At 46.1% G+C, this 15681-nt stretch carries 12 protein-coding genes and 1 pseudogene; 7 read left to right on the forward strand and 6 right to left on the reverse strand.

Features of this window, described 5'->3' with window-relative positions; genetic code table 11:
• Positions 1-67 precede the first annotated feature (67 nt).
• The 6 genes and pseudogenes from R7Z50_RS05385 to R7Z50_RS05410 all read left to right on the forward strand — a co-directional run bounded on the left by R7Z50_RS05385 (position 68) and on the right by R7Z50_RS05410 (position 6494).
• Positions 68-1141, forward strand: coding sequence for a polyamine ABC transporter substrate-binding protein (locus R7Z50_RS05385; RefSeq protein WP_017633955.1), 1074 nt, complete (start codon positions 68-70; stop codon positions 1139-1141).
• Positions 1142-1227: 86 nt separating this feature from the next.
• On the forward strand, positions 1228-2202 hold the full coding sequence (locus tag R7Z50_RS05390; protein WP_318148962.1) for an ornithine cyclodeaminase family protein: 975 nt from the start codon (positions 1228-1230) through the stop codon (positions 2200-2202).
• 56 nt (positions 2203-2258) lie between these two features.
• Positions 2259-3173 carry a dihydrodipicolinate synthase family protein gene (locus tag R7Z50_RS05395; RefSeq protein ID WP_318148932.1) on the forward strand — a complete coding sequence of 305 codons (915 nt, stop codon included), beginning with the start codon at positions 2259-2261 and terminating at the stop codon, positions 3171-3173.
• 73 nt (positions 3174-3246) lie between these two features.
• On the forward strand, positions 3247-4368 hold the full coding sequence (locus R7Z50_RS05400; protein ID WP_318148933.1) for an ABC transporter ATP-binding protein: 1122 nt from the start codon (positions 3247-3249) through the stop codon (positions 4366-4368).
• A pseudogene (locus tag R7Z50_RS05405) lies at positions 4365-5643 on the forward strand (ABC transporter permease). Before R7Z50_RS05400 ends, R7Z50_RS05405 begins: the two are co-directional and overlap by 4 nt.
• A gap of 2 nt (positions 5644-5645) precedes the next feature.
• Positions 5646-6494, forward strand: a complete 849-nt coding sequence (locus R7Z50_RS05410; protein WP_006741629.1) for an ABC transporter permease — start codon at positions 5646-5648, stop codon at positions 6492-6494.
• A 120-nt stretch (positions 6495-6614) separates the two neighbouring features.
• Here the strand turns inward: R7Z50_RS05410 and R7Z50_RS05415 are convergent, their stop codons facing one another.
• Positions 6615-7049 (reverse strand): hypothetical protein, encoded by a 435-nt coding sequence (locus R7Z50_RS05415; RefSeq protein WP_318148934.1) that lies wholly within the window; start codon positions 7047-7049, stop codon positions 6615-6617.
• A gap of 302 nt (positions 7050-7351) precedes the next feature.
• On the opposite strand from R7Z50_RS05415, the gene R7Z50_RS05420 reads away from it, so the two are divergent.
• Positions 7352-9796 carry a collagenase gene (locus tag R7Z50_RS05420; RefSeq protein WP_318148935.1) on the forward strand — a complete coding sequence of 815 codons (2445 nt, stop codon included), beginning with the start codon at positions 7352-7354 and terminating at the stop codon, positions 9794-9796.
• 160 nt (positions 9797-9956) lie between these two features.
• On the opposite strand, the gene R7Z50_RS05425 is transcribed toward R7Z50_RS05420, so the two are convergent.
• Genes R7Z50_RS05425 through oppB form a run of 5 tightly spaced genes read right to left on the reverse strand, consistent with a single transcriptional unit; the run spans position 9957 to position 15611 of the window.
• Positions 9957-11753 (reverse strand): aminopeptidase P family protein, encoded by a 1797-nt coding sequence (locus R7Z50_RS05425; protein ID WP_017633962.1) that lies wholly within the window; start codon positions 11751-11753, stop codon positions 9957-9959.
• Complete coding sequence (locus tag R7Z50_RS05430; protein WP_017633963.1) at positions 11753-12745, reverse strand: ABC transporter ATP-binding protein; 993 nt, start codon at positions 12743-12745, stop codon at positions 11753-11755. Before R7Z50_RS05430 ends, R7Z50_RS05425 begins: the two co-directional genes overlap by 1 nt.
• 9 nt (positions 12746-12754) lie before the next feature.
• Positions 12755-13738, reverse strand: a complete 984-nt coding sequence (locus tag R7Z50_RS05435) for an ABC transporter ATP-binding protein (protein WP_017820901.1) — start codon at positions 13736-13738, stop codon at positions 12755-12757.
• 10 nt (positions 13739-13748) lie between these two features.
• Positions 13749-14681 (reverse strand): ABC transporter permease subunit, encoded by a 933-nt coding sequence (locus tag R7Z50_RS05440; RefSeq protein WP_005377839.1) that lies wholly within the window; start codon positions 14679-14681, stop codon positions 13749-13751.
• A 9-nt stretch (positions 14682-14690) separates the two neighbouring features.
• A complete protein-coding gene (gene oppB, locus R7Z50_RS05445; protein WP_005377838.1) occupies positions 14691-15611 on the reverse strand; it encodes an oligopeptide ABC transporter permease OppB in 921 nt (306 codons plus the stop codon).
• Between the last annotated feature and the right edge of the window lie 70 nt (positions 15612-15681).

Raw genomic sequence — 15681 nt, forward strand, 5'->3', positions numbered from 1 at the left:
TTTAACAAAGATGGTGTCCAACAGCCGTATTCGGATGCCTCCAGAAAACAACCAAAAGGAGTAAAACATGTCACGAATGACCAAAGCACCATTGGCGCTGTTGATTTCAGGAATGCTGTTGGGGACCTCTGCTTATGCTGAAGACAAATTGACGGTCGTATCTTGGGGTGGTGCATTCACCAAGAGCCAAGTGGAGGCATATCACAAGCCTTTCATTAAAAAAACAGGTGTCGAGATCGTATCCGAGGATTTCAGCGGCGGATTAGCCGAAATTAAAGCGCAGGTGGAAGCGAACAACGTGCGCTGGGATTTGGTTTCTCTCGACAAGCCAGACATTGTTCGTGGTTGCGCCGAAGGGTTACTAGAACCAGTGAGCCCAAGTATTTTGCCTCCGGGCGCAGATGGAACACCAGCACAAGAGGATTTCATTGATGGTGCGATTCACGAGTGCGCAATCAATACCATCGTAGTGTCCACTGTATTAGCGGTGAACGAAGACGCGTTTAAAGGTAAGGCTTTGCCAAGCAAGTTGACCGATCTTTTTGACCTAAAAACTTTTCCAGGTCGACGTGCATTGCAAAAACAACCTCAGGGCAATCTTGAGTGGGCACTATTGGCTGATGGTGTAAAGCCAGAAGAGGTCTACAGCCTGCTCGAAACCGAAGCGGGGCGTGAGCGTGCTTTTGCTAAGTTGGATACGATCAAATCAGAAGTACTGTGGTGGACAACAGGTGCCCAGCCACCTCAAATGCTTGCAGACAAAGAAGTGGTGATCGCCTCGGCGTTTAACGGCCGAATCCACAATGCCCGTAAGGATGAAGGTCAACCATTTCGGATTATATGGGACCGTCAAATGGGTTACATGAATGGATGGGCGATACCTAAAGGGAGTGAGAACACAAAGCTTGCATTGGACTTCATTGCTTTTTCTTCAGGAACAAAACCATTAGCTGATCAAGCTAAGTACGTTGCCTATGGGCCTACGCGTAAGTCGTCTTCGGCGGAGGTGAACCCAGACATTTTAGCGAACCTTCCTACCGCACCTCAAAACTTCCAAACCGCCTTCCTGATTAACGATGAATGGTGGTCAGACTACGCGGATGAACTCAATGAAGAGTTCAATACCTGGCTGCTTAACTAGGCGTTAATTTGTGTATGGGGTCGAGTTTTCATCCATAAGCGAGGTTCCGTACTTTCCTCAACTGTATTTATGTTTTCGGAGAAATGATGAAAGTCATCGAAGCACAGCAAGTCGCGCAATGTTTAACAATGAAGTCTCTTATTGAAACGATGCGTGAAATGTACTCGCGGCCAGCAACAATACCTCAACGCCGAGTCATGCCCTTAGAAGAGGGAGAATACGAGGCGTTTGCGCTACTTCCAGCTTGGAACCAGGAGTTGATTGCGGTGAAAGCCTTTACGTATTTCCCGCATAACCCTGAGCAAGGCAAAGATACGCTTGCATCTAAGCTGCTTGTTTTTAGACGAAACGATGGTGAGCCGCTCGCACTCGTGGACGGTAAAGTTTTAACGTTTTGGCGCACCGCCGCAGCTTCTGCGTTGGCAGCGGACTATTTGGCGCGTCCCGATGCTGATCGTCTGTTGATCTGCGGAACGGGCAATCTTGCGCCTTATTTTGCGTGGGCATACGCTGCGGTTCGCCCACTTAAGCAGGTTTATATTTGGGGGCGTAACTCAGATAAAGCCGAGGCGACGGTAGATGCCATTGTGTCATCTTCAGAGTATCAGTCGCTTCCTGATGAGCGTCGGTTTCGCGTTTCAGTCGTAGAAAAAGTGGACCACGTTATCAAACACGTTGACATCATCAGCTGTATTACTGCATCAGCAGAGCCTTTGTTTAATGGCGCAGACGTGCAGCCGGGCACCCATATTGATTTGGTCGGTAATCATGACTTGGACAAGCGTGAATGCGACTCTAAAGCAGTGCAACGAGCACAGGTGTATGTTGATAGCCGTATTAATGTATTAGCCGAAGCGGGCGATCTTCTCATTCCAATTCAAGAGGGCGTATTCACGTCAGACGATATCAAAGGGGAATTACCGCAGCTTTGCGCCCAACAAATCTCAGTACGTCAAAACGATGAGGTCATTACTTTATACAAATCAGTTGGCAGTGGTTTGGCTGATTTGGCCGCTGTAAAGGCGGTGTTGTTAGAAAATGGCATAGATAGCCATGTCTGAGCATTTTCGCTCGTTCATTTAAATTGCATACAATATACATATAAGGAAAGTAGTTCATGAAAATTGATTGGAAAGGTGTTTATCCGGCGGTCAGTACGCAATTTCGTCAAGATCAGTCAATCGACTTAGACGCAACGCAAACCGTTATAGACAACCAGATTAAAGATGGTGTGAATGGCATTATCTGCTTGGGTACCGTCGGTGAGAACTGCGCGTTGCACCCGGAGGAGAAACGCCAGGTCTTGCAAGCGGCAAAAGAAGTCGTAAATGGCCGTGTGCCTTTGATTGCTGGTACAGCAGAGTCTATTACCACAGCAGCTGTTGATTACATGCAGGATGCGTACAAAATTGGTATCGATGGTTGTATGGTGATGCCTGCCATGGTTTACCGCACGTCTGAGAGCGAAACGTTCGAATATTACCGCACACTAGCAGAAGCAACGCCAGAAATGCCAATCATGATTTACAACAACCCGGTTGCTTATGGTGTCGATGTAAACCTCGACATCATGGCGAAACTGGCTGAGTTTGAAAGTATTGTAGCTATCAAAGAGTCGACCACTGATACTCGTCGTATCACCGAGCTTTACAATAAATTTGATGACCGCTTTACCGTGTTCAGTGGTGTTGATGACATCGCTCTTGAATCATTGATGCTAGGTGCGACCGGCTGGATTTCTGGTTTAACCAACGCATTCCCAGAAGAGTCCGTTGCGATTTATAAACTGGCAAGCCAAGGTCGTTATGCTGAAGCGTTAGAGATCTACCGTTGGTTCTTACCCCTACTGCGTTTAGACACCATTCCTACGCTGGTTCAGTGCATAAAATTGGCCGAGCAAGTCTGCGGACGTGGCTCTGAACAAGTTCGTGCGCCACGCCAACTCTTACAAGGTGAAGAGCGTCAACAAGTCATTCAAATGGTTGAACATGCGTTAGAAACCCGCTTAGACCTATCCAAATACAATCTGTAATTGTGCTGTTTAGTAGAGCGTTAACTGACGCTCTACTCATTCGTAATATTCAAAAAATGAGAAGAGGGAAGTCATGAGCACGGAAAACAAGGACTATGTCAGCTTTCAACACGTTAAGAAAACCTACGATGGCACGAATTTGGTGGTGAAAGACTTCAACTTAGATATTACTCCTGGAGAGTTCGTTACTATGTTGGGGCCGTCAGGATCGGGCAAGACCACTTGCTTGATGATGCTAGCAGGCTTTGAAACTGCGACCGGTGGAGACATTTATATCGATGGCGTTCCTGTCAATCATCTCGCGCCGCACAAGCGCGATATTGGTATGGTGTTTCAAAACTATGCGTTGTTTCCACATATGACCATTGCTGAGAATCTTGCGTTTCCTTTAAAGGTGCGAAAACTCGACAGTGACACGATTCAAAGCAAAGTTCAGAGTGTATTAGAAATGATCGAGCTTGAGCATGTTGCGACTCGATACCCGAAGCAGTTATCAGGTGGTCAACAACAGCGTGTTGCGTTAGCGCGAGCATTAGTGTTTGAGCCTAAACTCGTGTTGATGGATGAACCACTAGGCGCGTTAGATAAGCAGCTGCGTGAGCAAATGCAGATGGAAATTAAACATTTGCATGAAAAGCTTGGCATTACCATTTTGTATGTGACGCACGATCAAGACGAAGCTCTCACTATGTCCGACCGTATTGCGGTTTTTAATCACGGCGAAGTGCAACAACTCGCGACACCAACCGAGCTTTATGAATCTCCGAGTAATACGTTTGTTGCGCAGTTTATCGGAGAAAACAACCAACTCTCAGGTTTAGTCAAAGAGTGGAACGGAAAGTATTGCCAAGTGCTCGTTGGGAAAGAGTTATTTACTGCGAAACCTGTCAGAGTCTCTGAGCAAGGGCAGAGAACAACACTTTCCATTCGACCAGAAAAGATTGTTATTCAACCAGAGAAAGCGTCTTGTGAGAACCAAGTCTCGGGCGTCCTACGAGAATTGATTTATCACGGTGATCATTATCGTCTGGTCGTCGAAGTAGAGAGCGTTGGTCACTTCATCGTTAAAGTACCTAACGATAATCGTAAACACTTGCAGTTAACGCCTGGCTCAATTTGTCGTATTGGTTGGCAAAGTGACGATTGCCATGCTCTTGATGGGACACAAACTCAAAGTAGCGAGGTAGCAGCATGAGTCGAGAGCTAACCGCATTAGATTCTGTATTGGAAATCGAACGCCAAGTTCATGAGCAAGAAACCAATTTGAAAGCGCAGTTGCAAAAGGCCGAGCGCCGAAAAAAGCTTCGCTCCATTATGCTCACAACGCCATTGGTGTGTTTTATTCTGCTTACGTTTGCTTTTCCTATCCTCGACATGCTTTATCGAAGCGTGGATAACCGAGAAATATCCCTGTCACTACCACAAACTATTCAAGCCTTAGAAAGTTGGGATTATCAAGGTCAGCCTCATCAAGAAGTCATTGAGGCATTCTCTGTTGAAGTACTTGCGCTTTATCAAAGCAAAGAGCTGCCGAAAATAGCCAACCGGATGAATATTGAAGAGTCTGGTATGCGCAGTTTACTCATGAAAACCGGCAGAAAGTTGTCTCGTTTGACGTCGCTGCCGAGCTCGGTGACACAGTTGGCTAAGCTGGATAAGCGATGGACTAATCCTAAATATTGGGCGGCGTTTAAGAATCTTAGTGGCGCATTAACATTCAGTCACTATCTTGCAGCGCTAGACTTGCAAGTGAATGAGTTTGGAGACATTGAACCCCAACCAGAAAAACGCCAAATATACGTCGACCTTTTCTTTAAAACTTTTTGGATGTCTATTTCAATCACCTTAATTTGTTTGGTGATGGCGTACCCCGTTGCTTACCTGCTTGCCAATTTACCTGATAAGCGCGAACTTACTTTTAATCATTGTGCTGCTGCCATTTTGGACATCATTATTAGTCAGAACCACGTCTTGGATTGTTCTGCTGCAAAACCAAGGGGTCATTAATGATCTCCTTATTTGGTCGGGTTTTACTTCTGAGCGAATTCAGATGATTCACAATACCTTCGGAACGGTGGTGTCTATGGTGCACATTCTGTTGCCTTTTATGATCCTGCCTCTGTATAGCGTAATGAAAGGAATTAGCCCAACTTATTTCCGTGCCGCTCGTTCTCTAGGCGCGACGCCTTTCATTGCGTTCATCAAAGTTTATATGCCGCTTACGTTACCGGGGATAGGTGCGGGGGCCTTGCTTACTTTCATTCTTTCTATTGGCTTCTACATTACGCCCGCTTTGGTTGGTGGAAGAAGCGGACAGATGATCTCCAATATGATTGCCTATCATATGCAGACATCACTGAACTGGGGGATGGCTGGCGCATTGGGTGGACTGCTTTTGTTCGTTGTACTGGTTCTGTTTTATATGTTCAACCGTGTGGTTGGCATTAACAACCTTAAGGTAGGGGGATAACCATGGCATTACCAAACTATGCATCAAAAGTAGAGCGAGTTGCTTACGCAGGTTACTTAGCTTTTTGTGGAGTGGTGCTGTTCTTTTTAATCGCTCCAATTCTGACCATCATCCCGTTATCGTTTAATGCAACGCCTTACTTTACTTTTACCGAGGGGATGTTAAACCTTGACTCGGCAGCGTATTCTACTCGCTGGTATCAAGAAATGTTTACTAGTGATCAGTGGCTGTTGGCGCTGAAAAACAGCACGTTTATTGCTTTTATGGCGACACTCGTTGCAACAGGGCTAGGAACTCTGGCGGCGTTGGGTTTAGCAAGTAGTAACTTGCCTTTTCGCAATACGATTATGGCGCTGTTGATCTCACCCATGATCGTACCAGTCATTATCTCTGCTGCTGCGATGTACTTTTTCTACACACGCCTTGGCTTATCACAAACTTATTTAGGCGTCATTTTGGCACACGCTGCGTTAGGTACGCCTTTTGTCGTCATTACCGTTACTGCGACGTTAAGCGGCTTTGACCATAGCTTGGTAAAAGCGGCGGCTAGCTTAGGAGCAAACCCTGTTTATACTTTCAGACACATTACCTTTCCTCTGATTCGTCCGGGGATGATATCTGGCGGCTTGTTTGCTTTTGGCACTTCGTTCGACGAGGTTGTGGTGGCGTTATTCCTGACTGGGGCAGAACAAAAAACCGTTCCGAGGCAGATGTGGTCAGGAATTCGAGAGCAAATTAGTCCGACCATATTGGCGGTCGCTACGTTGTTGATTTTTATGTCGGTGTGTTTGCTCGTGACATTAGAAGTTTTGCGTAGACGTAATGTACGCATTCGAGGCATTCAAGAGTAACCAAACTTTTTCTTTGTTGGTCACTTTGCACTTTTGTTTAGGGGCACCTCAATTTTTGACCAAATGCGCCTCATTGTAGGCGCTTGTCTTTTTTGTGTATCTTCAGCGATGACTGACATATCACTTTGGTAGCTTAATGCCAGCTTGCTCGAAACGTGCCAAAGGCGACTTGTTTGATTGCTGATACCAACTAGCTGGCATGTTTGATTTAAGTCGCGCTTTTTCTTCCTTGCTAATCACAACATAATGCAAAAACGTATCAAGTGTGGTTCCCATCACGTCAAATGTCATTTCCCCATCTTTGCTGATGGCTTTCAATAACCCAACCACGGCTTCCTCAGGGACTAACGGTTCAACCACCGCCTTTTTTCGCTCTTTTATTGATGTTGAAGCGGGCAGTCTTGCACGTGCCGTCTCCCAGCAAACTTTGTTGGTTTTACTGACAAGGTTGTGCTTGTAGCAGTAGTAACTGAATAAAAAGCGTGGCAGGTTTTGCCAGCGTTCGGCTTGGACTTCTAACCAAAGATGTTGTAGCTCAATATCAGCGTCGGTCATAGGAGTTGTTTAGCAAAAAGAAAAGAAACCATTTTATCGCTTTTGTGAGGAGCAATAAAAGATATTTGAATGGAAAGATAAACAACTAGTTGATCAATATTACTAAAGCAAATCGATTTCTGGCAAGCTCGTGCAACGGCAACTCGAGTACCAAAAACTGACACCGTCACGTTCAGTTGTTAACAAAATGTTTCATCTTGTCTTGCGAGTAGATTATATGGAGATGCTCTTGCAGTAATAAGGGCAGTGGCGATGCAAAAGACGTAATGCATTTAAGGAAAACTCAATATAGAAGAAATTAGATGGAACTGAAGACTTTGAGTGTCGCGATTGCGACAACATTAACCAGCACTGGCGTATTTGCGTTAAGCGAGCCAGTTTCTCAAGTTACAGAGCAACATGCACATTCGGCTCATACACACGGTGTTGAATCCAATCGAGTTGAATACCAACCAACCGCAACTCTCCCTATTCAGCCCTCCAAGGCAACTCGAGTACAGTCACTTGAAAGCCTTGATGAGTCGAGCACTGCTTGTGATTTGGAAGCATTGGTTACCGAAAGCAGTAACCAATTGATCAGCGAAATTTTAAGTCAGGGCGCGACGTGCGTGAACCAGTTATTCTCTGCTGAAAGTCGGATTCAGGAGTCGGTATTTAGCTCCGATCATATGTACAACATTGCGAAGCGCACTACGACATTGGCGAAGGGGTATACAGGTGGCGGGAGCGATGAACTCGAAACGTTTTTCTTATACTTGCGCGCGGGTTATTACGCCGAGTTTTACAATGACAACATCTCATTTATTGAATGGGTTACCCTAGCGGTGAAAGAATCCGTGGATGCGTTTGTTAATAACGCAAACTTCTATGAGAACAGCGACCGTCACGGCAAAGTGCTTAGTGAAGTCATCATCACTATGGATAGTGCGGGCTTGCAGCACGCGTACTTACCGCAAGTGACCCAGTGGCTTACACGTTGGAATGATCAATACGCCCAGCACTGGTATATGCGCAATGCAGTTAACGGTGTTTTCACTATTTTGTTTGGTGGGCAGTGGAACGAGCAATTTGTGCAAATAATTGGCAACCAAACGGACCTTGCCAAAGCTTTAGGCGATTTTGCTCTGAGGGCATCATCAATCGGTGCTGAAGATGAGTTCATGGCCGCGAATGCGGGGCGAGAGCTCGGGCGTTTAACCAAGTATACGGGTAACGCGAGTTCTGTTGTGAAGAGTCAGCTGAGTCGAATCTTTGAACAGTATGAAATGTATGGTCGGGGTGACGCGGTTTGGCTTGCGGCGGCGGACACTGCCTCATATTACGCAGATTGTAGTGAGTTCGGAATTTGTAATTTCGAAACTGAGCTAAAAGGCTTAGTGCTATCGCAAACTTATACTTGTAGTCCAACAATTCGAATATTGTCCCAGAATATGACGCAAGAGCAACACGCGGCCGCATGTTCTAAAATGGGTTACGAAGAGGGTTACTTTCATCAGTCATTAGAAACTGGTGAACAGCCAGTAAAAGATGACCACAATACTCAGCTCCAAGTCAATATCTTCGATTCAAGCACCGATTATGGTAAGTACGCAGGGCCAATTTTCGATATTAGTACTGACAATGGCGGTATGTACTTGGAAGGCGATCCTTCCCAGCCGGGGAATATTCCCAACTTTATTGCTTATGAAGCCTCTTATGCGAACGCGGATCACTTTGTCTGGAACTTAGAGCACGAATACGTGCATTACTTAGATGGTCGATTTGATCTCTATGGAGGGTTTAGTCATCCAACTGAAAAAATAGTGTGGTGGAGTGAAGGCATTGCAGAGTATGTCGCTCAAGAAAATGACAACCAAGCAGCACTTGAGACGATTTTAGACGGCTCGACATATACCTTAAGTGAGATTTTCGAGACTACTTATGATGGGTTTGATGTCGATCGAATTTATCGTTGGGGGTACTTAGCTGTACGTTTTATGTTTGAAAATCATAAAGATGACGTAAACCAAATGCTGGTGGAAACACGCCAAGGGAATTGGAGCAATTACAAAGCAACGATCACCCAATGGGCGAATTTATATCAAAGTGAGTTTGAGCAGTGGCAGCAAGCCCTTGTCTCAAATGGTGCACCTAATGCAGTCATAACCGCAAACAACAAGGGGAAAGTCGGTGAAAGCATTACATTTAGCAGTGAAAACAGTACAGACCCAAACGGGAAGATCGTCAGGGTCTTATGGGACTTCGGTGATGGCTCGACAAGTACACAAACCAAGCCGACGCACCAATATGGGAGTGAAGGGGAGTATTCGGTCAGTCTAAGTGTGACAGACAGTGAAGGCTTGACGGCAACCGCCACTCATAGTGTTGTTATCTCAACGTTGGGCGGTAATGACACATTGCCACAAGACTGCGCGGTGCAAAGTAAAGTAAGCGGTGGGCGCCTAACAGCAGGAGAGCCTGTTTGCTTGGCAAATCAACAAACCATTTGGCTGAGCGTGCCAGCGGTGAATGAGAGCTCAAATCTGGCGATAACGACGGGGAACGGTATGGGCAACCTAAAGCTTGAATACAGTAACTCTGGTTGGCCGGATGGTGCTAATCTTCACGGGTGGTCAGATAATATTGGTAATGGAGAGTGTATTACGTTGTCAAATCAGAGTAACTACTGGGGCTACGTTAAAGTCTCTGGTGACTTTGAGAATGCCGCCATCGTCGTTGATTTTGATGCTCAGAAGTGTCGTCAGTAGGGCATTTTAACTGCATCATTTTAATTTAATTGATCGCCTCGCTAACATTGCGGGGCGTTTTTGTTTTTCACGCCGTTATCTCTATAAAAAAACCAGCCCGAAGGCTGGCAAACAAGGAGTTTGAGATGAAAATGAAAACGTTATAAAGCTTGCTGATATCCTATTTCTCAATAAGTTGGGTTGTGCGTTGAAGCCAGTTTTTATCTTGCGTATCAAGAAAAGGGCTAAGTGCTTGATAGACTCGTGAATGGTAATGATTGAGCCAGTCTAGCTCTGCTTGATCTAGCATTGATAAATCAAGGGCGTTGGTCGCAATTGGAGCAAGAGTGATGGTCTCAAAACCGTAAAACGTGCCGAACTCATTTTGTTCTACTTCTACAACTTTAAGAATGTTCTCTATTCTTACCCCGTACTCACCTTCGCGATAAACGCCTGGCTCATTAGTAATGACCATACCCGGTTTTAGTTCAACCTCGTGGTGGCTTTGCGAGAAATTTTGTGGGCCTTCGTGAACATTCAAGCAAATGCCCACGCCGTGTCCAGTGCCGCACTTGTAATCAATACCATGTTGCCATAAGACGCCACGCGCCATGATATCAAGATTGGCACCCGTAGAGCCTTTCATGAATCGAGTCTGAGTCAGTCGGATGACCGCTTTGAGCACCAAGGTATAATCTTTGCGCTGCTTAATGGTCGGTGACCCGAAGTGGAAAGTACGGGTGATGTCTGTTGTCCCGCCAAGGTATTGGCCACCAGAATCGACGAGAAAGAAGTTGCTTTCATTGACTGCCGCATTGCTTTCTTCATCGGCGGCATAATGCATTTTTGCCCCGTGAGCTGCGAAGCCTGCGATAGTGCGGAAACTGTCACTCACATAATGTCGGGTTTGACGGCGATAGTGATTCAGTTGTGCCTCAGCAGACAATTCTGTAACGAGTCCGCTTGGAACTTGCTCTTCGAGCCAGTTCATAAACCTTACGATTGCCACACCATCATCTGTTAATGCCTGTTCTAGGCTAGTTAGCTCGGTCGCATTTTTTATGGCCTTCATTGCCGTTACAGGGCAAGCCATTGGCTTTAGATTCACATTCCCTTCAATCGAACTCACCAATAAGCTGTCTGTGTGGGTCGGGTTAAAAGCGAGCGATAATCCCTCACATTGCTGATTCAAATACTGACTTACGTAGTTGTAATGGCGAATGTGTACACTCTGATCGGTCAGCGCTCTTTCAACGTCTTGAGGCAGTTTGGCTTTATCAATAAACAGTGTCGCAAGTGATTGCTCTACGACTAGATAGGCTTCAGAAACTGGGCAGTAATTCGTATCACCACCTCGAATATTCATTGTCCACATGACATCATCTAGCGTTGACACTAATAAGCTATCTACTTGGTTCTCGGTTAACCAAGAACGGATTCTCGCTAACTTATTTTCAGTGTCAACGCCAGCAAAAGCGGTGGGGTGCTCGAATACGGGTGCACTTGGGCGAGGTGGTCTTTCAAGCCAAATCGGTGTGAGTAAATCCAGGTCGAGAATGATCTTAATGTTTTTCGCTTCAAAGGTTTGTTTGAGGCCTTGATAAAAAGCGTAACTGATGGCGCGCCCGTCAACCGCGATAATACTGTTTTCTGGTAGCGTGGTAGCCAGCCATTTGGCAACTGTCGGCGTTTCTGGTTGTTTGGCTTTAAACAGTTCAAGTCCTGTGCCGTGTAACTGTTCTTCAGCTTGAATATAGTAACGACCATCAGTCCACAGGCCACCACCTTGTTGGGTAATGACGACATCGCCTGCTGAGCCGGTAAAACCTGAAATCCAGCTTCGCGCTAACCAATGATCCGCTGAGTATTCACTGTTATGTGGGTCATTGTTGGTCACGATATATGCAGACACGTTGTGAAAGGACATTGCCTCACGCAATAACGTAAGGCGTTGGTTTACTGAGTTAGTATTGTTCATTAAATGGTTCCTAAAGTCATATTTGAGCAATAGATATGATGCTGCTCCGAGCCTGTTTTTATTGGGTTCTGTTGCCCGCATACTTCTGTTGCTTCTGGGCATCGAGTACGAAAAACGCAACCGCTCGGTGGGTTAAGTGGAGAAGGAAGATCGCCGGGCAATAGTTGTATTTCACGGTCACGTGCTAATTGCGGATTAGCTATCGGGACAGCAGATAACAGTGCTTTGGTGTAGGGGTGTTGAGCATCATCAAATACTTGATCGTAACGTCCTACTTCCATAGGTTTACCAAGATACATCACCATAACGCGGTCGCTGATATGGCGCACCACGCTTAAGTCATGCGCAATCATCACCAGTGTTAACCCCATTTCTTGTTTAAGATCATCTAGAAGATTGATGACCTGAGCTTGTATGGAGACATCTAGTGCACTAACGGGTTCATCACACACGACCAAATCTGGATTGAGAATTAATGCTCTGGCAATGCCCACACGCTGGCATTGACCTCCGGAAAATTCATGTGGATAGCGGTTTCGCTGGCTCGCCAAGAGACCCACTTTATCCATCATAGCGATGACACGCTTTTCTACCTCTGCCCGTTTAAGCTTTGGCTCGTGGGTGAGCAGTGGTTCGGCGATGCATTCTGAGATGGTTAACCTCGGATTCAAACAAGCGGATGGGTCTTGAAACACCATCTGAAATTCTCTGCGTCGAGAGGAAAGCTCTTTTTTACTAAACCCGAGCATGTCTTGACCTTTCCAAGTCAACTCGCCATGTGTAGGTTCAATTAAGCGAAGTAAGGCGCGAGCAAGTGTTGATTTTCCGCAGCCTGATTCCCCCACAATGCCAAGTGTCTCACCTCGGTAAACATCTAAGTCGATACCATTGACCGCTTTCACGATTTTACGTCGACTTGGAATAAGATGACGTGAAACAGGAAAGTGGACGTTTAAATCACGAGCAGACATGAGGACTTCTTTTTTATTCATAACGCCTCCTTAAGCTTTTATTTGAATGGGAGTGATAACACTGGGTGCTTTAACGTGACAGGCAATGGACTGGCTCGTGTTTAATGGAGAAAACCGTGGGGTTTCGTATTGGCAACGCGTCTCTCGATGCTCGCACCGCTCTTTAAACGGACACCCTTGATGGTTAATCAACGCACTTGGTGGGTTACCTGGGATGGTTGGTAAACGCGGCATATCTTCAGTGATGGAAGGAATCGCCTTTAGCAGGCCTTGAGTGTAGGGGTGCGCAGGTTGAGCGAACAATGTCTCGGTATCTGATTGCTCCATTTTTTGACCACCATACATGACCAATACGCGATCACACATCTCGGCGACGACGCCCATATCGTGAGTGATCAGTAAAATAGCCGTATTGAACTCTTGTTGTAAGTCTCGTAATAGCGTCAAAATTTGAGCTTGAACGGTTACATCTAACGCGGTGGTTGGTTCGTCTGCAATTAACAACTCGGGCTTACACAACAAGGCCATCGCTATCATGATTCGCTGACGCATTCCGCCAGATAATTCGTGAGGGTATTGATTCATCCTAGTTTCGGGAGAGGGAATACGCACCGCATCCAACATGTGAATCGATTCAATTTTTGCTTGTTTTCGGGTCATTCCTTTATGAATCATGAGAACTTCACAAAGCTGTTTGCCAATTTTCATAAATGGGTTGAGTGACGTCATCGGATCTTGAAAGATCATTCCGATTTTCTCTGCACGGATGCGGTTGAGCTGCTTTTTAGACATCGCGAGTAAATCATCACCGTGGAACATTGCGCTTCCAGACACGGCGCCGTTATCCGCGGTTAACCCCATTAATGCGAAAACAGACTGGCTTTTTCCCGAACCTGATTCCCCAACAATCCCAAGAGTTTCGCCCGCTTTAATCGAGTAGGAGAGATTACTGACCGCTTGCACTTGCCCATCTGGCGTATCGAAGCGCACGTTCATGTTTTCAATAGATAGCATGGGTTTGTCCTTATCGGTCTTTCGGGTCAAGAGCATCACGCAAGCCATCGCCGATGAAGTTAAAACAAAAGAGGGTGGCAACTAAAAACAGAGAGGGAAAAAGCAGCATCCACAATGCAACGTCAATCGTTTTTGCGCCTTCGGAAATTAGGATTCCCCAGCTCGTGTCTGGTGGTTGAACACCAAGCCCTAAGAAGCTCAAAAACGATTCGAACATAATGAATCCTGGTACCATTAAGGAGGAATAAACCATCACGATCCCAAGAACATTAGGCAGAACATGGCGTCGGACAATTGTCAATTTAGAAACCCCAATAGAGTGTGCGGCTTCGATGAACTCTCGCTTTTTTAGACCGAAGGTGACGCCACGTACAACACGGGCAATGCCCAGCCAAGATACCATTCCGATCACGATAAAAATCAGGTAGATGTTGTTGCCAAAAAGGGTAACAAACAGGATAACCATAAACATAAATGGCACCGAATCGAGCACCTCAATAATGCGCATCATTACGCTATCGACAACGCCGCCAAGATAGCCGGAAATACTTCCCCAAATCGTACCAATAACAACGGCGACTAAGGCGCCAACAAAACCTACCAAAATAGAGAGCCTGCCACCTTGCATCGTGCGAGCGAAAACATCTTGCCCGAGATCATCGGTACCAAAGTAATGACCACTGCTCAGTGAAGGTTTTCCTAGCTCGTATGGATCGATGAGCACTTCCCAGTCAATTTCATCATGGCCAAAAGCGGCAAGAGAGGGGCCGAAGGTGATGCATAAGGTAATGAACGCCAAAACATACACTGATGTCATCGCGGCTCTGTTTTTACGAAATCGAGTCCATGCATCCTGCCAAAGACTGCGACCTTCGACGGCTTCAATATTGTCGACGACTTGATCTTGAAGAGCTTGTGTATCCAGTTTTTTGATCGTTAACATGCCGTACTCCTAAACGCGTATACGAGGGTCGATAATCGTATATAGCAAGTCGACCACAAGGTTAAAGAAGATAGTGAGTGAAGCGACAATCAGAGTAATGCCCATTACTAGGCCGTAGTCGCGGTTGAGAGCACCAGACACAAAGTGTTGTCCCATGCCACCTGTACCAAAGAAAATGTCGATAATCACCGAGCCTGTCACAACAGACACAAACGCAGGGCCGAGCATCGCAACGACGGGAATAAGGGATGGTCGCAAAGCATGATGGAATAAAATGTAGGTTGTGGACAAACCTTTGGCCTTTGCCGTTCGAATGTATGGTTGGTTGAGTGTTTCAATCATTGCGCCACGCATGACGCGTGCAATACTCGCAATGGAGCCAATCGCCAGGCTGAGCACGGGAAGAACAAGAAAAGCCAGCTTTCCTCCTTCCCAACCACCAGCAGGGAACCAGCCGAGCTGAATAGCGAAGATCATGACTAAAACTGGAGCAAGAACGAAGGCCGGCACCACAACTCCAGTCATCGAAAGTGTCATCAGGCCGTAATCTAGGCGGCTATTTCGGTTCAATGCCGCAATGGTGCCAAGCAACATGCCAAGTGGAACGGAAATACAAAAGGAGAGTACGCCTAATACTGCTGAAACTGGCCATGATTGTGCGACGAGCTGTGTAACACTGAAGTCTTGATAAACGAAGCTCGGACCGAGATCTCCTTGTATGAAATTACCAATGTAAATCCAAAACTGAGTAAGGAAGGGCTGGTCCAAATGGAATTTTGCTTCGATATTCGCACGTACCACCTCTGGCATAGGCCGTTCCATATCAAATGGCCCCCCTGGTGCAATGTGCATCAGCCAAAATGATACGAGTGCGATGAATAGAAGCGTGGGGATAGCGATAGCTAATCGCTTAACAATGTACCAAATCATGATCCATCATCCTTTGGTCATCCGAAATCACTTCGAACGGTTATGAATAAAAAATGGTCTGAGCTCAGGT

The organism is Vibrio sp. 1249-1, from assembly GCF_033340495.1.